This window comes from Desulfoluna spongiiphila (assembly GCF_900101345.1).
GTDB lineage: Bacteria > Desulfobacterota > Desulfobacteria > Desulfobacterales > Desulfolunaceae > Desulfoluna > Desulfoluna spongiiphila.
In genome coordinates, this window is sequence record NZ_FMUX01000021.1 from 110,238 (window position 1) to 129,260 (window position 19,023).

Consider the following 19,023-nt stretch of genomic DNA (forward strand, 5'->3'; position numbering starts at 1 on the left):
GTCCAAAGGGGCCCTTGCCCAGAACCATGAAAAAAAATGACGCCCTGTCGTGTTGCCGCGACAGGGCGTTTTTGCTGTCTGCTTATCAAACGTTTCAACGGGTTGGTCCTCGTCAGGGCCGCCGGAGGAAGTCCGGTTAAAGATGCCTCCGGCGGCCCTGCCGGGGGCTAAACTTTGAAAAACGTTTAACAAACAGGTCTTAAAAACTCTTTTTGAATGAATGCCGTTTTAAAGGCGAATGTGATTTTCCCTGAGGAACGAAGGGGAAAGCGCATTCGCAACCTGCTTTCAAGGTATTTTGCCTAAGTGGCTTCCATGAGAAGGCCCGTCAAGTGCCTTAAAATGTGTTTTGAAAAAGGCCTGGTTGCAGGCCTTTTGCCCCTGTCGTTCATCCGACTTTAACCATAGGAGGCAACGCGCGTCTCAATCGCTGTGCGTTGTTTTGAGAAAGTCCGAAAGATCGGCCACGAATCTTTCGGGGCGCTCCCACTGGAGCCCGTGGCCGGTGTCGGCGTAGAGCTTCAGGGAGGCCTCGGGGATATGGGTGCCGAGGTAAAGCTGGTCCGCCGCACCGAATACCCCGTCTTTTTCTCCCCACAACACCAGGGTGGGCACCACAATGGCGCTTACCTGATCCCGGTGGTCCACTGCCATGAGTTCCGCCAGAACCTCTTTCCACACATGGGCTTTAAGTTTCATGCTCTCATCCACCACGTGGCTTAAAAAGGCATCCGGCACGGGTGCTGCCACGGTGCTTGCCTGGAATTCCCGCACAAAGCCCCGGTCAATGGGATCCTTCAACGTATCCACATAGGTTTTCAGCTCAGCCAGGACGGCGTTGTCGCTGCACGAGGCACCTGAGCCGATGAGGACCAGCCCGGTGACCTTTTCGGGAAAGTCCAGGGCCACCCGCTGGGCTATGAAGCTGCCCATGGAGTGGCCCACCACCACGGCGTGCTCGATACCCACCTGGTCCATGAATCCGGCCACATCCGATGCAAAGAGGTCCATGGCGTAGGCCCCCGGTCTGGCGGAGTTGCCGTGGCCGCGCATGGTCAGGTAGAAGGCGTGGACCTCCCGGGGCATGAGGGGGGCAACGCGACTGAAGGAGTCGTGGCTGTCGGTGTAGCCATGGAGAAAGACCACCGCCATGCCGCCCGGGTCCCCCATCTCCAGGTACTCAAGGGAGAGGCCGGAGATTAAAGTGACAGACCGGGTTGTATCGGGGGGTGTCCCGGTCATCTCTTTGGACGTGCTGTTGCATGCCGCAAGGTGCAGGAGGGCAAGGCCGACAATCAGAAGGGAACACACCGTCAACAATCGGGATCGTTTCATGGGGTACCTCGTTGTGGGTTGTTGGTCGGGATTAGAAGGCTCAAACGGTACGGCATACGGACGCCAATTGCTTGACATCTTACCAAAATGACGCGTCGGGATCACTGGAATTCTGTTCTGTTCCCCTGCCGGGGTAAAAAAGGGGGCATGTTGTTTTTTTGGGGGGGAATGCAAGGCGTAGCGCCTTGATTTTAAGTGGATATTTTTCTCTGCTTGGTTTTGGAAACAGGCGGATTGACAAAAATCGGCGGCAGACTATTGATCTGTGAAAATTATGTTGCTATGGTAACGTTACTATGGCAACAAAAACAACAACACCACCCAATGAATTTGTGATGTTCGACCACCCCGTGATTCCAAACCGAGATGCGAGGGGCATGATCATTCACCTGCTGGACCTTGAGATCGGTGCAGGCATCAGGCGGCGCTTTGAGGCCGCAGGAGCCGCCATTACCCCGGAGAATTTCGTGGTGCTGGCCATGCTCGTGAACCAGGAGGGCGTCCACCAGAGCGAGTTGGCACGACTCACCCGGAAAAACCGGCACAACATGGCCCGCATTATCGCCTCTTTGGAGCAGAAAGGCTGTGTCCAGCGCCGCTCCGACGGTGGCGACAAGCGCCGACAGCTTGTGTTCCTCACCGATGAAGGACGGGAGGTGCTGGATGAGTGCGCTCCCATCGTGTCTGATTTTTCAGGCGTTGTGTTTGCCGGTTTGTCCGAGGAGGAACTCCAGACCATGCACCGGGCCCATCTGAGGATTTTATCAAACCTGGGGATTGATCTTTAAGGGGGCCGCCCACGCTCTATGGGTTGGATCATACGTTTATTTCCGCTGCCTTTTTTCGGAGGTAGTGCATAAATCCCGTCTCGGTGGGCTTGCGGCCCATGGAACCGGGCTACGCTGAGGGTTTTTTAACCACTCCGTTTTCCTATATTTCATTCGGTAAAAAATAACAGGATATTCGCCTTGTTTTTTGAGGCTTGCCCCGTCGGGGTTTTTTTAGTCGATCTGCGCACACAGGCGCTGGATAACGGCCGCTTTTCGAGCGGTTGATCATGCCCCCCTCGACTGTGTCGGGGGGAGACGTCAAAAAAAAGTATGATTTGGAGACACATCATCATGAGTGAAAGATTCGCATCACCATTGTTTAACCAGCACCGCCTCTCAGGAGTCGTGGGCCTGATTGCCGCCATGATCCTGGGGCTCGTTGTGATACCGTCCGTCGCCCTGGCCCAGGGGCCCGAGGCCAAAGCCCCTGTATCGGCCATGACATTGGAAAAAACATCCATCCAGTATACCCAGACCGTCCCTGCACGGATCAACGCCTTTAAGGTGGCGGAGGTCAGGCCCCAGGTCACGGGCATCGTGACCAAACGCTTTTTTGTGGAAGGCGGCATGGTCAAAAAGGGGCAGCCCCTTTACCAGATCGACCCCTCCTCCTATCAGGCTGTGTATGACTCAGCCATGGCGAATCTGCTCCAGGCCAAGGCCCAGCTCGAAACAACCCGGGCCCGGGAAGAGCGCTACGGACGCCTGGTGGAGGACAAGGCGGTGAGCCGTCAGGAGTTCGACGATGCCCACGCGGCGCTGCTCAAGGCCCGTGCCGCCATTGCCGTGGCCCAAGCCTCGGTGGCCCAGGCCAAGATCAATGTGGACTATACCCGGGTCTACGCCCCCATCACCGGGCGCATCGGCAAGTCAACGGTCACCGAAGGGGCTCTGGTGACGGCCAATCAACAGCAGATGATGGCCCAGATCACCCAGCTGGATCCCATCTACGTGGACATGCAGCAGGCACGGGAGAAGCTCTCGGAGTTTAAGAAGAAGAGCGTTCATACCGAGAAGGTCGAAGTTACCCTGGATTACGGGGACAAGGCAGGGGCCTACGGGCACATGGGGGAACTCCAGTTCTCAGAAGTCACCGTGGATCCCACCACCTCCTCTGTGGTGTTGAGGGCTCTTTTTCCCAACCCCAACGAAGAGCTGTACCCCGGCTTTTTCGCCAGCGCCACCTTGTTCCTGGACAAGGCCGACGTGATCCTGGTTCCCCAGAAAGCGGCCATTCTCCAGCCCAACGGCAAGCGTATCGTGTGGGTGGTGGACAAGGAGAGCAAGGTGCACCCCCGCCCCATTGAGGTGGACGGAGCCCATGGGAACAACTGGATCGTTGCAGGTGGTATTTCCGAAGGGGAATCCATTGTAACGGAAGGCTTTCAACGCCTGCGGCCCGACAGTGCTGTCGAGGTCTCCCCCGCCAAACTGGCCCTGGCCGATTAATGACGCTCCCGCCAATTCAGATGATACAGACACGGTGTCGGTGCAGGCGATCCCCCCTTTGGGGCCGCCCTGCCCGGGATCCGGGTCATACCGCTTTATGATATAAGGACACGCAGTCATGTCTCGATTTTTTCTTGATCGCCCGGTGTTTGCCTGGGTGGTCGCTCTGCTCATCATGCTGGCAGGGGTTTTGTCGATCCCGCAGATGCCGGTGGAGCAATACCCCACCCTGGCTCCTCCCCAGATCTCCGTAAGCACCTTTTACCCGGGTGCCTCGGCGGACACGGTTCAAAACTCGGTTACCCAGGTCATTGAGCAGCAGCTCACGGGGATCGACAACCTCCGGTACTTCAGCTCCTCTTCCGATGCCACGGGCAAGGTGGAGATCATCGTGACGCTTGAGCCGGGCACCGACCCGGACATTGCCCAGGTCCAGGTGCAGAACAAGGTGCAGACGGCCATGCCCCAGCTCCCTTCAGCGGTGCAGTCCCAGGGCGTGGTGGTGGAAAAGGCGTCCACCTCCTTTCTGTTCGTGACCAGTTTTCACTCCACCAACCCGGACATCGGCCAGACCTACCTGGCGGACCTGGTGGCTTCACGCATCCAGGACCCCATCTCCCGCGTCAAGGGTGTGGGATCGGTGAGCACCTTTGGCTCGCCCTACGCCATGCGGGTGTGGCTGGACCCGGACCGGCTCTACTCCTACAACATCTCCACCAATGAGGTGCTGCACGCCATCTCCGAGCAGAACCTCGATGTCTCGGCAGGGCAGTTCGGCGCCCTGCCTGCGGTGAAGGGGCAGGAGATCAACGCCACCATCCTGGCCCAGTCCCGGCTCAACACCGCGGACCAGTTCAGGGACATTATCCTGCGCGTCAATGAAGACGGCTCCCAGGTGCGCCTGAAGGACGTCTCCACCATCTCCCTGGGTCAAGAAACCTACGGCACCGTGGTGGAGCGTAACGGGGCGCCTGCGGCGGCCTTTGGCGTGAGCCTGGCCACCGGGGCCAACGCCCTGGACACGGCCAAGCGGGTGAAGGACAAGCTGGCAGAACTCTCCGAGTACCTGCCGGACGGGGTGAGCTACTCTTTTCCCTATGACACAACGCCCTTTGTGGAGATCTCCATTGAGTCCGTGGTCCACACCCTGCTGGAAGCCATTGTCCTCGTCTTTTTCGTGATGCTGTTGTTCCTGCAGAACTTCAGGGCGACCCTGATCCCCACCCTGGCGGTTCCCGTGGTGCTTCTGGGCACCTTTGCCACCCTGCACCTGTTCGGGTTCACCATCAACACCCTCACCATGTTTGCCATGGTCCTGGCCATCGGCCTGCTGGTGGACGACGCCATCGTGGTGGTGGAGAACGTGGAACGCGTCATGGCCGAAGAGGGGCTCTCCCCCATGGAAGCCACCCGGAAATCCATGGATCAGATCACCGGCGCCCTCATCGGTATCGGCATGGTCCTGTCTGCGGTGTTCCTTCCCATGGCCTTCTTTTCCGGTTCGGCCGGGGCCATTTACCGGCAGTTCTCATTGACCATCGTGGCGTCCATGACCTTTTCGGTGGTTGTGGCCCTGATCCTGACCCCGGTGCTTTGCGCCACCATTCTCAAGCCGGTGGCTGCAGGGCACGGGGAGAAAACCACCGGGTTTTTCGGATGGTTTAACCGGGCATTCAACAAGGCGCGCAGTGCCAGCCACACGGCTTCGGGGAAAATCACGCGGAACTGGAAACGTTCAATGGCCGTCTACCTCATGGTTTTCGTGGGGCTCGGGGTTCTGTTCGTGCGCATCCCCACCGGCTTTCTGCCGGACGAAGACCAGGGCGTGCTCATCGTCCAGGTGTCCACTCCGGCTTCGGCCACGGCGGCCCGCACCGCCTCGGCCGTGGAGAAGTACACCGAATACATGGATGCCAATCTGGCCGATCAGTTCCGCGAGTACATGACCGTGGTGGGCTACAGTTTTTCCGGCTACGGCCAGAACACCGCCATCTCCTTTGTGAACCTGAAGGACTGGGAAGACAGGGACATGTCGGTGATGGAGATTGCCGGGCAGATCAACCAGGCCATGTCCCGGGTGAAGGACGCCATGATCTTCGCCTTTTTTCCGCCTGCCATCATCGACCTGGGCAATGCCTCCGGCTTTGACCTCCAGCTTATCGATTACGTGGGGGCAGGGCACGAGAAGCTCATGGAGGCCCGGGACCAGATCTTGTCCCAGGCCCGTCAGAACCCGAAACTGGTGGGTGTCCGGCCCAACGGCCTGGACGACGTGCCCATGTACAAGATTGAGCTTGATATGGAAAAGGCCCGGGCTTTGGGCCTGTCCATCGGCGAGATCAACGCCAGCCTCCAGACGGCCTGGGGCTCGGCTTATGTGAACGACTTCATGGACAACGGCCGCGTGAAAAAAGTCTATGTCCAGGGGCAGGCCGAAGACCGCATGCAGCCTTCGGACATCGACAAGTGGTACGTCAAAAACAGCCAGGGCAAGATGGTGCCGTTCACCTCTTTTTCCACGGGGTACTGGACCTACGGTTCTCCCCGCCTGGAGCGGTTCAACGGGTATTCCTCCATCAACATCCAGGGGGCCAACGCTCCCGGCGTCTCCACGGGTGAGGCCATGGCCGAGATGGAAAAACTGGCCGAAGAACTTCCCGACGGCATCGGGTACGCCTGGTCCACCACCTCCTATGAGGAGAAATTGTCCGGGTCCCAGGGCCCTGCGCTGTACGCCATCTCCATCATCATCGTGTTCCTGAGCCTGGCGGCCCTGTACGAGAGCTGGTCCATTCCGCTTTCCGTGCTCCTGGCCCTGCCCCTGGGCGTGCTGGGGTCTGTGGTGGCTGCCCTGGGCTTTGGTCTGAGCAACGATGTGTACTTTCAGGTGGCCCTTCTGACCACCGTGGGGCTGTGTGCGAAAAACGCCATCCTCATCGTGGAGTTCGCCAAGGAGCTCTACGAATCGGGCACCCCCCTGGTGGATGCGGCCCTGGAGTCTTTCAAACTGCGGTTTCGTCCCATCATCATGACCTCCATGGCCTTTGTCCTCGGGGTTCTTCCCCTGGCCAAGTCCAGCGGGGCGGGGGCGGCCAGCCAGAACGCCATCGGCCTGGCCATCATCGGCGGCATGTTCGGGGCCACCTTTCTGGCCATCTACTTCGTGCCCCTGTTTTTTGTTTTCGTCGAGCGCGTTTCGTCGTTCAAAGGAAAAAAGAAGTCTGCCCTGGAGCTGGGCGAGGGTGAGGTGAATTAGATGAAAAGAATAGCAACCGTTGTGCTGGCCGGGGTCCTGATGATGTCAGGCTGCTCCCTGGCCCCGACATACAAGCGCCCTGACTCGGTGACCGCAGAAGACTGGTCCTCGGTTCAGGAGGGCGCCTCCCAGGCTGATCAGGGCCTTGCCCGCGACATCCCCTGGCGGAGTTTTTTCCAGTCCCCTGCCTTGCAGCAGGTGGTGGAGACGGCCCTTGCCAACAACCGGGACCTGAAAACCGCGGCCCTCAATGTTCAAAAGACCCAGGCCCTTTATCGCATCGAACGCTCCAAGCTGCTGCCGGAGATCACTGCGGCGGGGTCGGGAGAGTACCAGAAGGATTTTGGCGGGAACACCGTCGAAACCTACAAGGCAGGCCTTGCCATGCCGTCCTATGAGATCGATCTGTTCGGTCGCGTGGACAACCTGAGCCAGGTGGCCCTGAACACCTACCTGTCCACCGAAGAGGCCAGAAAGAGCGTCACCATCTCCCTCATCGCCCAGTCGGCCAATGCCTACCTTCAGCTCACCAGCGACATGGAGACCCTGACGCTGTCCAAGGAGTCCCTGGAGACGCGTCGCCAGACCTATGAGCTGGTGGACAAGAGTTATCAGAATGGCGTGGCAACCCGTCAGGACCTCTCCCAGGCCCGTATTGCCTTAGAGTCTGCCCGGGTGAACACAGTGCTCTATACCCGCCTGGTTCAGCTGGACAAAAACGCCCTGGTGGTGATCCTTGGTACCCGGAACCTGGAAGGGATTCCCATGGCGGCAAACCTCGAAAAATCGGCGGTTATGGATGGGATCCCCGTGGGGCTCTCATCCGAGGTGCTGCTGAGTCGCCCGGATATCCTCCAGGCCGAGTTTTCCCTGAAAGCGGCAGGCGCCAATATCGGGGCGGCACGGGCTGCTTTTTATCCGCGCATTGCCCTCACCGGCAGCCTCGGCTACTCCAGCACGGACCTGGGCGACCTCTTCTCCTCTTCGGATGCCGGGGCCTGGGGGCTGGGGCCCTCCATCTCCATTCCCATCTTCAACGGAGGGCGGAACAAAGCCTTGCTTAAAGCCGCGAAGATCGATCAGGAGATCGCCGTGGTGAACTACGAAAAAACCCTGCAGGTGGCCTTTAAAGAGGTGGCCGACGCCCTGGCCGCCAGGGAGACCCTGGGGCGTCAGCTGGAGGCCCAGGGGATGCTGGTCCAGGCAAGCCAGGAGGCCTACGACCTCTCCCTTATGCGGTATACCGAGGGGGTGGATTCTTTCCTGAGTGTGCTCGACGCCCAGCGCTCGCTGTTTGCGTCCCAGACAACCCAGATTGACCTGCAGCGCCAGGAACTGGCCAACAGAGTCAGCCTCTACAAGGTCCTCGGCGGAGGGCTTGAAGGCTAAGCCGGCCAAGATTATCTGCAGCGCCTCCGGTGTTTCAGCCGGAGGCCGTAATAAAAAATGCCGCCTGTGCGTTGGCCCGAAAACAAAGGGCAACGCGCAGGCGGCAATCCGCGTTCAAGGGGCATACCTTGCAGCTGGAGGCACCGGACATTTTTTTTGTGTCCGGGGGCGTACCAAGGGGTCTTCTTGTCGTTCAGGCGTTTGCCGTGCCCGGTGTGTTTGGGTACGGCAAACGTTTTTTTTTGCCGTAACGGTTTCGTTTGCCTCCGGCGGCCCTGCCGGGGGCCAAATTTTTGAAAAGTTTGATAAACAGGTTTAAAAAAGCAGATTCAGTTTAACCAGACTCGAAAGCGCATTCGCAAGCTGCTTTCGAGGTGGCTCACCTCGCCGCCGGAGGCATCTTTTGTTTTTTTTAAGATCAGACCCCCAGGGCCCTGAACCCGGCCACGATGACGGTACCCACCACCATGGCGATGAAGGCGTTGCCGGTTTTAACGGTGACCCCCACCACGGCGCCTCCCGCCACCAACCCGGAGAGACCGGCCGAGGCAAGGCCCGGAGCCACCAGAGAGAGGAGCAGCGTGCCGGGGAGGGCGTCTAAGAAACGGCGCACGGGGCCGGTGCGGGGGAGCCATTGGGAGACAAAGAGCCCGCCTGCGCGAAGGGCGTAGGTGACGATGGCGGCCAGGGCGATGGCCACCCAGGGGGCGATGCTATGGGAGATCAGGGGTTCAGGCATGGGCGGCCTCCTGGGTGTCGCTGTCGGTGAGGGGGGCACTGCCTCCGGTGAGAACGGCGGCAAGGGAGCCGCAGATGCCTCCGGCCAGGATGTACCACTTGCCGGGAAGGAGTTTGGCGCAGGCGATGGACGCCGCCGCAGCCACGATCCAGGGGAAGAGATCGCTTCGGGCCCCCCGCCAGAGCCCCACCACCAGGGCCAGGAAGACGGCGATGAGGGCAAAGTCCAGGGCAAAGGCCTCGGGGTGGGCAATGGCCGCCCCCATGGCGTGGCCCCCTAAGGTCCCTGCGCTCCAGAAGAGGTAGACGCACACCCCGCCGCCGAAGAGATGCCCCACCGAGGCCTCCCCCCGCCGTTGGGCGGCCATGGTCATGGCCCAGCTCTCATCGGTCACCAGGTGCATGAACACCAGTTTTTCCATGAGTGTTTTTCCCGTGAAGAGAGAACGCAGCGAAGCGCCCACCAGAAGGTACCTCAGGTTCATCACCAGCACGGCCAGGGTCATCTCGATGAGGGGCAGGTGGTCCTGCCACATCTCCACCATTACAAACTGTGCCGTACCGGCAAAGATGGCGGTGTTCATGACGGCAAGCTGGGTCAGCGAGAGTCCTTTCCTGGCCGCCAGCACGCCCAGGACGCTGCCGTAGGCCAGCACACTCACCGACACGGGCAGCGCATCCTTACATCCTTTCAAAAATCGTGACATGGTCAACATCCTGCTTGGGGTTGGGGGTGGGTAAGGGCGCAGAAAAAAATAAAAACAAAAAAAGCCTCCGGCGGCAAGGTGAGCCACCTTGAAAGCAAGTTGCGGATGCGTTTTGCCCCTCGTTCCTCGGGTCAAATCACATCAGCTTTTAACGAAAAAATTTATCCAAAAAGATTTTTTAAAACCTGGTTGTTCAACCCGTCTTTATAAAATCAGGCAAAAGTTTAGCCCCCGGCAGGGCCGCAGGAGCCATCTTTTGTAAACCAGTGTATTTATTTTTTGCGTGAGCCCTAAATGCCCGGCCATGGTCGGTGCCGGTCCGGGATTTATCTGTCTTGGAGAGCATACCCGGGAAGGCCTTCCCGTGGATTGAATAAAATTGCGGTGGGGCCGGGGGAGGTGTTGTCAGGCTGTTTTTTGCACCTTGCCGGGGGTGATGCCGAAGATGGCCTTGAAGGAGCGGGTCATGTGGCTTTGATCTGCAAAGCCCGAGGCAAAGGCCGCATCGGCCAGGGGGAGGCCGGATTCAATGGCGGCCTTGGCCTGGAAGACCCGGATCTGGGTGAGGTAGGCGTGGGGTGCGAGGCCCGTGTGTTTTTTGAACACCCGGATGAAGTGGTACCGGGAGAGCCCGGCCTGTTCAGCCATCTCCGAGAGGGTGATGGGCTCGGCCGCACGCTGCTTGATGTACTCCTTGACCCGGCGGATGGCATGGGCTCCGGCGTCGGGAAGTTCTTCTTTTGGGGCCAGCTCGCCGTGTCGGTGGAACAGGGTGCGCAGGGTGAGCACCAGTTCGGATTCTGCCTTGACGCGGCAGGTGGCGGGATCGGCCAGGGAGGCCAGGACTCGGTTGAATTCCCGGGCCAGGGCGGGGTCCTGGGTCAGGCGCTGCCGGAAGTGGGGGTGGCTTGGAAAGGCCCCTGGCTCGATCTCCAGGTAACTGTGGAGGAGGTTTTCCGGCACATAGGCGAGGCGGTAGTGATAGCCCGCTTCGGTGGCTGCTTCCCCGGCGTGGACGTCCCCGGGGTTGAGGGTGTAGAGGGTCCCTGCCGGGGCGGGATAGGTCCCCCCGGGTTCCCGGTACCTCTGGACACCGGCTTCCACCACGCCGATGGCATACTCCTCGTGGGCGTGGGGGCGGTAGGCGTGATTGTGGATTCGTCCGGTGAGCAGCTCCACCGTGGGCAGCGGCTCGGGCCTGATGATCCGTATGTCGTCTTTTGTTTTTTTTGCCATGGCCTTTATGTCAGCACCACTGAACCGTAATCGCAAGGGAAATTGTGCCTACCCGTTATGTCAGGATAAAGGTCACCAGAATGGGCACGGCAATGGTCAGGACCACGCCGCTGAACAGGGCGAGAATGGCGAAGTCCTTGCCGGAGTTCAGGGTGATGATGGGAAGGGTGGTGTCCATGGCGGTGGCCCCTGCCGAGGCAATGGGGGCGGTCTTTCCGAACCACGCCACGAGAAGGGGGGCGGCCAGCAGGGTGAAGATCTCCCGCAGGATGTTGGAGAGCAGGGCGATGGTGCCCAGGACCTCCCCGCGCATCTCGGTGATGTAGATGGACGAGAGGCTGTAGTAGCCCAGGCCTGACCCGATGGCCATGGCGTCTTTGACGGAGACGTCCGAGAGAAAGACTGACGCCCCGGCGGCCCCTGCCAGGGAGCCGACGATGATGGCTGCAGGGATGAGAAAGATGCGGACGTTGCTCTTTTTCAGGACGGACAAGGTGGTGGCGTCTCCCCCGATGCCGATGCCCACAAAAAAGATGAGGGCGTAGAGGACCCAGAGGGTGAGGTCCGATTCGGTGACCCAGGCCGGAAGGTCTGCAAAGAGCCCTGCAAGGACCCCGACGACAAAGCAGAAGAGAATGGTGAGGCTACCCTTCATGGGGCACCTCCCCGTCGGCTGCATCGGACGCGGTGTCCGCAAAGGTGGCGGCGAAGAAGAAGCGGTAGGCCAGGCCGCAGCACAGGACGCTGCCGAAAACCGCCCCTGAGGTGAGGACCACGGCCTTCACGCCGATCATGTGGATGCTGCTTACCACGGTCTCGTTCAATCCCACGGAGATGCCCAGGACAAAGAGAAGGAGAAAGATGACCGCCATGACGATGCGGTCAAGGATGGGAAAAAGAGCTTTTTTCCGGCGCAGCAGGTAGCCGATGAGCATGCCTGCTGCCATGATGACGAGAATTTCAACCATAACCCACTCCAAAAATCATGCGAGGAACCACGCCTACCTGCCGGTGGCCTTCTCTGCGAACATTACACCGGGCGGCGCTTGCTGAAATCACGCCGTCACCGCATCTGCGGATATAGAAGAAGCTCCGGGGAATGTCAACCAAATAGCTTGATTTCAAGGTGGATCCTGCCCGAACCGGTTCGGAGGGTTCCTCTGAGATGTATCACATTGCTAAGTTTTGTTTTTTTATGCCGTGTCATTTATTGGCCTGAAATTCCTTACTCGATGGTGTACGCTGTTTTTTCATAAACACATTGGATTGACAAAACTCCGTTGGGGACAGGGCCGCTTTATGCGGTCCCGGCCAGTCTTCTCTGGATGATATTAAGTGTATGAAAAGAAGGAGGCTTTGACCGTGGGAGAGCCGTCGCAAACCAGCCAGATACCCCTGAACCATATTCTCGATACCATCTCAAATGCTGTTTTTTTGATGAACAAGAAAAAGGAGTTTTTTTGCTTGAATACGAGTGCGCATTACTTGATTTCAGGCTCTGCCGGTTACAATTCCCATGAAAAAGCCGGTGATTTTCTCTCAAAGCTTGGTGTGGACCATGCCATTGCAGAGGGGGAAGAAAAAAGCGCCACAGCCTTGCTGGGTGACTTGACGTATCAGGTCACCGTCATCCCCATGGCGTCCAAAGGCCATCCCGACAGGGTGGTGGTCCTCGTTGAGGATGTCAGCCAGGCGGGTGAATTATCCCGGCAGTTTGAAGCGTGTCAGCGGGAGACCTCCCTGCTCAAGTATATCCTTGAAACCGCTTATGACGGGCTGGTGGTCACCGATTCCAATGGGCGCATCACGATGATGTCCAATGCCTACAAAGGCTTTCTTGGAGTCACAGATCAGGACGTGGTGGGCAAACATATCACGGACGTGGTGGAGAATACGCGTCTTCATATTGTCGCCAAGACAGGGGTGGCAGAGATAAACGATATCCAGAGGATACAGGGCAACCACATGGTTGCCTCCCGCATTCCTTATACGGTGGACGGCAAGCTTGCCGGGGTTGTGGGCAAGGTGATCTTTCAGGATGTGGATGAGCTGGGCGAGATTAATAAGAAGCTCGAGACCATGGAAAAAGAGCTGAACCGGTATCGAAATGAGATCTCCAAGCTTCATCAGGCACGGTATTGCATGGATGTGATCTTCACGCGTAACGCACGCATGGAGGCATTGAAGAATCATGCCCGCGTGATCGCCCAATCAGACTCCAACGTCTTGGTTCTCGGGGAGAGCGGAACGGGCAAAGAACTCTTCGCCCATGCCATCCATCAGGAGTCCACCCGATCTTTTCAGCCCTTTATCAGGGTCAACTGCGCTGCCATTCCTGAAAACCTTCTGGAGTCGGAGCTCTTCGGTCATGAAAAGGGGGCCTTCACCGGAGCGTCCAGTACGAAGCTGGGCAAGTTCGAACTGGCCAACAACGGCACCATTTTTTTGGATGAGATCGGTGACATGCCGCTTCAGATGCAGGCCAAGATCCTGCGAGTGCTCCAGGAAGGGGAAGTGGAGCACATCGGCGCAAGTCGGCCCAAACGGGTGGACGTGCGCGTGATTGCCGCCACCAACAAAAATCTCTCTGAGATGGTTGAGAAGAAGACGTTTCGGGAAGACCTCCTCTACCGCCTCAACGTTTTCACCTTAACCATCCCCCCTTTAAAAAGACGGCGGGAAGATATTGAGCTCATTGCGGGCCATGCCATCTGCGCCTTGAATCGAAAGATGAAACGGGGGGTCAAAGGGGTCTCCCCAAAGGCGAGCTGCCTTCTTCAGGCCTATTCGTGGCCGGGCAATATCCGGGAGCTGAAAAATGTTGTGGAGCGTGCCTACCATATTATGGAGGGGGAAGAGTTGATTCAGCCGTGGCACCTGCCCCATGTTTTGAGAGGCGGCAACCTCAATGCCAGCCAGGAACCGCTGAAGTACATTCTGGAAAACATGGAAAGGAAGGTCATTACCGAGCGGCTGATTCTCCACAGCGGGAATAAAACCAAGACCGCTGCCGATCTCGGCATCTCCAGAGTGGCTCTCCACAAAAAACTTGAGAAGTACAGCATGAAGTGAACAGGGGTGTAAACCTTGGTTTACACTCAGGGAGATCGGCTTGTATGTGTAAATGTAAGTTAACACACATTTCGGAAATGGGATGATATCGTAAACTTATCTTTACAGTGGTGTTCCCGGGTGTGAACGGCGGTACTGCTATTGAATGTCTGTAAGGTGCTTGAATTGCACGATTTGTGTTTTTCTGAGGGGCTTTTTAAGGTGGCATGCTTCCTGCTTTATGGTTCGCAGGAGGTAACAATATGACTTTTATCCGGTCGACCATATGGGTTCCACGCTACTTTGCACACGAGGCTTCATGGCTTCAGTTTCTTTTTAAGGGCGCTCTCGTTCTGATCCTTGCCCAGCAGATTTACTATCCTCAGCCTAACAAATACCTGCATCTTGCTCTGGTGTTTGTCTATATGGTCTTCAGAGATCTGCTCTCGCCCGTTGCAACGTCCGGAAAGAACGATTACCTGCTGCTGGTTTCGGCCATGGCATGCAGCCTGCTGACCGTTGCAGACCATCTGTTACCCTCCAATCTTGAAGCGGCCTACCTTGCAATGCTCATCGTGGAAGCCTTGCTCACGGTGGCCCTTCTTCATCGTTTGATCAGCGTATTCAGAGACCCTGACGGGTTGGATTCCATCGCGGAGCATCACAGGGCCCATGCCGGCAAACGCCCTGGCTTCATGAAGGGAATGTTATGGGGCATGGTCACCTGCCTGCTGTTCGCTGTCTTTTATATCCTATACCTGCTGCAACTCACCTGACCCGGGTATTTCATGAGAAAACGGTTCATTTGAAAAAATGAAAAATCATTACGGTCAGTTACTGTGAAAAAATCAGGCATTTCAAAAGCACAACATGCCATTCACGGTTTTCTGCTCAATTTTCTCACCCTTCGGGCGAACCGGGTGCACCCAACTTTTGCGTTATCAGAGCCTTGAGCTAAGGCGCACCATCTGCAGCTCTGATGCCTTGACTATGGGTGCAGTCGACTCGTGACATATCCGGGCTAATTTCGAAGGAGGCATGAATATGCTGGGAGTTCTCGCAATTATCCTAACGCTGTTCGCTTTGATGTACTTCGCTTATCGTGGTGTTACCGTCCTTGTTCTGGCGCCGATCCTGGCCATGAGTGCTGCACTGCTTTCGGGTGAAATCCCCGCTTTGTCTGCGCTGTCCAATGTCTTTATGCCTGCGGCCGCCAGTTACATCAGTAAGTATTTCCCGGTGTTCATCGCAGGGGCTGTCTTTGGCAAGCTCATGGGAGCCACCGGAGCCGCACGCTCCATCGCTCACTTTATCTCTGAGAAGATCGGGCCCGACTACGCCATCTATGCGGTGGTGGTGGCCACCTCCCTTCTCACCTACGGAGGGGTCTCTCTCTTTGTGGTGGTTTTTGCCATGTACCCCATCGGCTCCATGTTGCTTAAAGAGGCGGATGTTCCCAAGCGCCTTCTCCCCGCATGCCTTGCCTTGGGAGCCTTTACGTTTACCATGACGGCCCTTCCCGGATCTCCCCAGTACATCAACACCATGCCCACGGTCTACTTCGACACCGATATCTATGCCGCTCCCATTCTGGGGATCCTGGGGTCCATGATCATCTTCTTTGGCGGCACCGGTTTTCTGAATTATCGTGCGAAAAAAGCCAAGCTGGCCGGAGAAGGGTATGGCGTCCATCTAAACGAAGGCCTCGAGGACCTTGAAGGGGAAGCTCCGGGTTTTGGCCTGGCCATCGCCCCCATTGCCATCGTCTTTGTGTTGAACTTTATCCTGACCAAGTTCTACTTCGCCTCTGACGCGGTGAAGGCAAAGTATACCGCAGCCGGCTATGCTGTAAACGGCACCTGGCCTGTGGTGATCGGTCTTTCTGTGGCGGTTGTGTTCATTCTGATCTCCATGAATCGATACCTGAGAGAGTCCAACAAGACCATCTTCGATGGCGCGGTGGGATCCCTGCTGCCCATCTTCAACACCGCATCAGAGGTGGGGTACGGCGGTGTCATCAAATCCCTGGCAGCATTTAGCACTTTGAAGCTTGGGATTGTGGCCCTGGCCATCCCCTCACTGTTTAAAGTCGGTATCTCCACCACGCTCCTTGCGGGCATCGTTGGCTCAGCTTCCGGCGGTACCGCCATCGCCCTTGAGGTGCTCTCCAAAGATTTCCTCGCCATGGGCATTCACCCGGAGGTGCTGCACCGCGTGATGATCATGGCGGCAGGGGGCCTGGACACCCTTCCCCACTGCGGTGCCGTCATCACCCTTTTATCTGTCTGCAAACTCGATCACAAGCAGAGTTATATTGACCTGGCGGCCATGACCGTGGGGGCCCCCCTTATCGCGGTGACATGCGTCATGGTGTTTCACCTGCTCACCGGTTTGGTTTAAGGCGCGAAGGAGATGGATATGTCTAAGCAGGTAACTCTGAACGATGCCGTCGCCCTGATTAAATCCGGGGACACGGTGGCCACAGGCGGGTTTGTGGGAAACATGCACCCCGAGGCGCTGTCCCGGGGTGTGAAGGAGACGTTTCTCAGCACCGGGTTGCCCACGGACTTGACGCTGATCTACGCAGCGGGGCAGGGCGACGGAAAGGAGCGCGGCCTGAACCACTTCGGCCACGAGGGGCTGGTCCGCCGGGTCATCGGCGGCCATTGGGGGCTTGCCCCCAAGCTGGGAACCCTGGCCATTGAGAACAAGATCGAGGCCTATAACTTTCCCCAAGGGGCCATCTCTCACCTCTACCGGGAGATTGCCGCCGGAAAGCCAGGGGTGCTCACCAAGGTGGGCATGCACACCTTTGTGGACCCTCGCATGGATGGCGGCAAGCTCAATGAGGTGACCCGAGAGGACCTCGTGGAGCTGGTGAGTATCCGGGGCGAAGAGTGGCTCCTCTACCACGCCCTTCCCATCGATGTGGCCCTGATCCGCGGGACCTATGCGGACAGTGAGGGCAACTGCACCTTTGAGAAGGAGGCCCTGACCCTTGAGATGCTGGCCATTGCCCAGGCTGCGAAAAACTCCGGCGGCACGGTGATCCTTCAGGTGGAGCGGGTTGTGGAAAACGGGACCCTGGATCACAGCCGGGTGGGGATTCCAGGCATTTATGTGGATGCCATTGTGGAGGCGGAACCCCGCGAGCACATGCAGACCTTTGCCGAGCAGTACAACCCCGCCTACTCTCGCGAGATCCGCATTCCCAGCAAGAGCATTCCGCCCCTGCCCCTGGGAGAACGCAAGATCATCGCCCGCCGTGCGGCCATGGAGCTGATCCCCGATGCCATCGTAAACCTGGGCATCGGCATGCCCGAAGGGGTCTCCATGGTGGCCAATGAAGAGGGGGTCACCAACCTGGTGCTCACCACCGAGGCCGGGGCCATCGGAGGGGTGCCCGCAGGCGGCCTGAGCTTTGGGGCCGCCATCAACCCATCGGCCATTATCGATCAGCCGGCGCAGTTTGATTTTTACGACGGCGGTGGCCTGGATGTGGCCTTTCTCGGCCTGGCCCAGTGCGATGGCAAAGGAGACGTGAATGTCTCTCGGTTCGGGACGAAAGTAGCCGGCTGCGGAGGGTTTATCAACATTTCCCAGAATGCCGGAAAGGTCGTCTATTGCGGCACCTTCACCGTGGGCGGTTTGAAGACCTCTGTGGCCGATGGAAAGCTGATCATTGATGAGGAGGGGCGGGGCCGTAAGTTTCTGGACGCGGTGGAGCAGGTCACCTTCTCCGGGGAGTATGCCCACCGCATGGGCCAGCAGGTGGTCTACGTCACCGAGCGGGCCGTGTTTGAACTGACGGAAGAGGGGCTCACCTTAACGGAGATCGCCCCCGGCATGGACCTTGAAAAAGACATTCTGCGGCACATGGGATTCAAACCTGCCATTGCCGAGCCCCTGAAAACCATGAATCCGGCCATTTTTCAGCCGGGACTCATGGGATTGACCCTGGATACACCATCCAAGTAACCCACGTGGAGGTTGATATGAGATTGAGTGGAAAAACAGCCATCGTCACCGGTGGCGCACAAGGCATCGGCCGCGTCATTGCAGAAACCTTTGCGAGAGAGGGAGCCACCGTCATCGCGGTGGACATGACCAAACCGGACTACACCTGCGAAGGCGTCTTCGGATACACCTGCAACGTCACCGACCGGGAAGGCCTCAAAGCGTTTGTGGAGGACATCGTGGGGACATTCGGCAAGGTCGATGTGCTCATCAACAACGCCGGTATCACACGGGACGGCCTGCTTCAGAAGATGACGGAAGAGATGTGGGACCTGGTGTGTGACGTGAACCTGAAAGGGGTCTTTAACCTCACCCAGCTGGTGGGACCCCTGATGATCGACCAGGGCACAGGCTCCATCGTGAACATTTCATCGGTGGTGGGCGAGTACGGCAATGTCGGTCAGACGAATTACGCCGCCACAAAAGCGGGCGTCATCGCCATGGCCAAAAGCTGGGCCAAAGAGTTTGCCCGAAAAGGCGCCAACGTGCGGGTGAACTCCCTGGCGCCGGGATACATCAATACCGAGATGATGAAGACCGTCCCCGATAAAGTGCTGGACCCCATTCGCCGGAAGACCATGCTGGGCCGTCTTGGCGAGCCCGAAGAGATCGCCAAGGCCTGTCTCTTCCTGGCGTCGGATGAGGCTTCCTTTATCACGGGGCATTGTCTCTCTGTGAACGGCGGGTTGAGGCTGTAAGATACGCTCCCACATACAGTCTCCCCTATGAAAAATCCCCTCCACCCCTGTTTCCGGCGGAGGGGATTTTTTGTTTTTTGGTTAAAGAGCCTGCCTCCGGTGGCCAGGTGGGGGCACCTGGGAACCCTGTGGCGAATGCGTGGAGGCCGCCATGATGCAATCACCCTTGAGGCATTCGCGAGGAAGGCAAGGGGTTGCGATCGTTTTTTGAGAAGAGACCTGTTTCATTTTTTGCGTAACGAGAGCTTATGCCTCCGGCGGCCCAGCCGGGGGGCAAACTTTTGAAAAGTTTGACAAACAGGCTTTAAACAACATCA

General features: G+C 57.9%; 15 protein-coding genes. 9 read left to right on the forward strand and 6 right to left on the reverse strand.

Annotated features, from left to right (window positions below; all coding sequences use genetic code 11):
* Positions 1-423 precede the first annotated feature (423 nt).
* A complete protein-coding gene (locus BLQ12_RS22105) occupies positions 424-1,335 on the reverse strand; it encodes an alpha/beta fold hydrolase (RefSeq protein ID WP_175470007.1) in 912 nt (303 codons plus the stop codon).
* A gap of 377 nt (positions 1,336-1,712) precedes the next feature.
* Between BLQ12_RS22105 and BLQ12_RS22110 the strand changes: the two genes are divergently transcribed.
* The 4 genes from BLQ12_RS22110 to BLQ12_RS22125 all read left to right on the forward strand — a co-directional run bounded on the left by BLQ12_RS22110 (position 1,713) and on the right by BLQ12_RS22125 (position 8,259).
* Positions 1,713-2,123: a MarR family winged helix-turn-helix transcriptional regulator gene (locus BLQ12_RS22110; RefSeq protein WP_175470008.1), complete on the forward strand. Its 411-nt coding sequence runs from the start codon at positions 1,713-1,715 to the stop codon at positions 2,121-2,123.
* Between the two features lie 333 nt (positions 2,124-2,456).
* Positions 2,457-3,614, forward strand: a complete 1,158-nt coding sequence (locus tag BLQ12_RS22115) for an efflux RND transporter periplasmic adaptor subunit (RefSeq protein ID WP_175470009.1) — start codon at positions 2,457-2,459, stop codon at positions 3,612-3,614.
* Between the two features lie 118 nt (positions 3,615-3,732).
* The gene (locus BLQ12_RS22120) at positions 3,733-6,870 is read left to right on the forward strand and encodes an efflux RND transporter permease subunit (protein ID WP_092214226.1); all 3,138 of its coding nucleotides are present in this window, start codon (positions 3,733-3,735) and stop codon (positions 6,868-6,870) included.
* Complete coding sequence (locus BLQ12_RS22125) at positions 6,871-8,259, forward strand: efflux transporter outer membrane subunit (protein ID WP_092214228.1); 1,389 nt, start codon at positions 6,871-6,873, stop codon at positions 8,257-8,259. It abuts the gene before it with no gap.
* A gap of 418 nt (positions 8,260-8,677) precedes the next feature.
* Here the strand turns inward: BLQ12_RS22125 and BLQ12_RS22130 are convergent, their stop codons facing one another.
* The 5 genes from BLQ12_RS22130 to BLQ12_RS22150 all read right to left on the reverse strand — a co-directional run bounded on the left by BLQ12_RS22130 (position 8,678) and on the right by BLQ12_RS22150 (position 11,908).
* Entirely contained in the window at positions 8,678-8,998 is a 321-nt protein-coding gene (locus BLQ12_RS22130) for an AzlD family protein (RefSeq protein WP_092214229.1), read from the reverse strand.
* A complete protein-coding gene (locus BLQ12_RS22135; protein ID WP_092214231.1) occupies positions 8,991-9,704 on the reverse strand; it encodes an AzlC family ABC transporter permease in 714 nt (237 codons plus the stop codon). The genes BLQ12_RS22130 and BLQ12_RS22135 overlap by 8 nt, the downstream gene beginning before the upstream one ends.
* A gap of 405 nt (positions 9,705-10,109) precedes the next feature.
* Positions 10,110-10,940, reverse strand: coding sequence for an AraC family transcriptional regulator (locus BLQ12_RS22140; RefSeq protein WP_092214233.1), 831 nt, complete (start codon positions 10,938-10,940; stop codon positions 10,110-10,112).
* Positions 10,941-10,995: 55 nt separating this feature from the next.
* Positions 10,996-11,595 carry a LysO family transporter gene (locus tag BLQ12_RS22145; RefSeq protein WP_092214236.1) on the reverse strand — a complete coding sequence of 200 codons (600 nt, stop codon included), beginning with the start codon at positions 11,593-11,595 and terminating at the stop codon, positions 10,996-10,998.
* The gene (locus BLQ12_RS22150) at positions 11,585-11,908 is read right to left on the reverse strand and encodes a LysO family transporter (RefSeq protein ID WP_092214238.1); all 324 of its coding nucleotides are present in this window, start codon (positions 11,906-11,908) and stop codon (positions 11,585-11,587) included. Before BLQ12_RS22150 ends, BLQ12_RS22145 begins: the two co-directional genes overlap by 11 nt.
* A 496-nt stretch (positions 11,909-12,404) precedes the next feature.
* Here BLQ12_RS22150 and BLQ12_RS22155 point away from each other — a divergent pair, with 496 nt between their 5' ends.
* From BLQ12_RS22155 to fabG, 5 genes are all read left to right on the forward strand, one after another.
* Entirely contained in the window at positions 12,405-14,012 is a 1,608-nt protein-coding gene (locus BLQ12_RS22155) for a sigma-54 interaction domain-containing protein (protein ID WP_217640379.1), read from the forward strand.
* Between the two features lie 242 nt (positions 14,013-14,254).
* The gene (locus BLQ12_RS22160; RefSeq protein WP_092214239.1) at positions 14,255-14,767 is read left to right on the forward strand and encodes a hypothetical protein; all 513 of its coding nucleotides are present in this window, start codon (positions 14,255-14,257) and stop codon (positions 14,765-14,767) included.
* Between the two features lie 364 nt (positions 14,768-15,131).
* The gene (locus BLQ12_RS22165) at positions 15,132-16,391 is read left to right on the forward strand and encodes a GntP family permease (protein WP_367888799.1); all 1,260 of its coding nucleotides are present in this window, start codon (positions 15,132-15,134) and stop codon (positions 16,389-16,391) included.
* Between the two features lie 18 nt (positions 16,392-16,409).
* Positions 16,410-17,969, forward strand: coding sequence for an acyl CoA:acetate/3-ketoacid CoA transferase (locus BLQ12_RS22170; RefSeq protein ID WP_092214243.1), 1,560 nt, complete (start codon positions 16,410-16,412; stop codon positions 17,967-17,969).
* A gap of 17 nt (positions 17,970-17,986) precedes the next feature.
* A complete protein-coding gene (gene fabG, locus BLQ12_RS22175; protein ID WP_092214245.1) occupies positions 17,987-18,706 on the forward strand; it encodes a 3-oxoacyl-ACP reductase FabG in 720 nt (239 codons plus the stop codon).
* Positions 18,707-19,023 lie beyond the last annotated feature (317 nt).

What these genes read in the sequence shown, in the direction of transcription:
- BLQ12_RS22160 (WP_092214239.1), top strand. Translation starts at nt 14,255, where the DNA reads ATGACTTTTATCCGGTCGACCATATGGGTTCCACGCTACTTTGCACAC.
- BLQ12_RS22115 (WP_175470009.1), top strand. Translation starts at nt 2,457, where the DNA reads ATGAGTGAAAGATTCGCATCACCATTGTTTAACCAGCACCGCCTCTCA.
- fabG (WP_092214245.1), top strand. Translation starts at nt 17,987, where the DNA reads ATGAGATTGAGTGGAAAAACAGCCATCGTCACCGGTGGCGCACAAGGC.
- BLQ12_RS22110 (WP_175470008.1), top strand. Translation starts at nt 1,713, where the DNA reads ATGATCATTCACCTGCTGGACCTTGAGATCGGTGCAGGCATCAGGCGG.
- BLQ12_RS22140 (WP_092214233.1), bottom strand. Translation starts at nt 10,940, where the DNA reads ATGGCAAAAAAAACAAAAGACGACATACGGATCATCAGGCCCGAGCCG.
- BLQ12_RS22165 (WP_367888799.1), top strand. Translation starts at nt 15,132, where the DNA reads ATGAGTGCTGCACTGCTTTCGGGTGAAATCCCCGCTTTGTCTGCGCTG.
- BLQ12_RS22105 (WP_175470007.1), bottom strand. Translation starts at nt 1,335, where the DNA reads ATGAAACGATCCCGATTGTTGACGGTGTGTTCCCTTCTGATTGTCGGC.
- BLQ12_RS22130 (WP_092214229.1), bottom strand. Translation starts at nt 8,998, where the DNA reads ATGCCTGAACCCCTGATCTCCCATAGCATCGCCCCCTGGGTGGCCATC.
- BLQ12_RS22135 (WP_092214231.1), bottom strand. Translation starts at nt 9,704, where the DNA reads ATGTCACGATTTTTGAAAGGATGTAAGGATGCGCTGCCCGTGTCGGTG.
- BLQ12_RS22120 (WP_092214226.1), top strand. Translation starts at nt 3,733, where the DNA reads ATGTCTCGATTTTTTCTTGATCGCCCGGTGTTTGCCTGGGTGGTCGCT.
- BLQ12_RS22170 (WP_092214243.1), top strand. Translation starts at nt 16,410, where the DNA reads ATGTCTAAGCAGGTAACTCTGAACGATGCCGTCGCCCTGATTAAATCC.
- BLQ12_RS22125 (WP_092214228.1), top strand. Translation starts at nt 6,871, where the DNA reads ATGAAAAGAATAGCAACCGTTGTGCTGGCCGGGGTCCTGATGATGTCA.
- BLQ12_RS22150 (WP_092214238.1), bottom strand. Translation starts at nt 11,908, where the DNA reads ATGGTTGAAATTCTCGTCATCATGGCAGCAGGCATGCTCATCGGCTAC.
- BLQ12_RS22145 (WP_092214236.1), bottom strand. Translation starts at nt 11,595, where the DNA reads ATGAAGGGTAGCCTCACCATTCTCTTCTGCTTTGTCGTCGGGGTCCTT.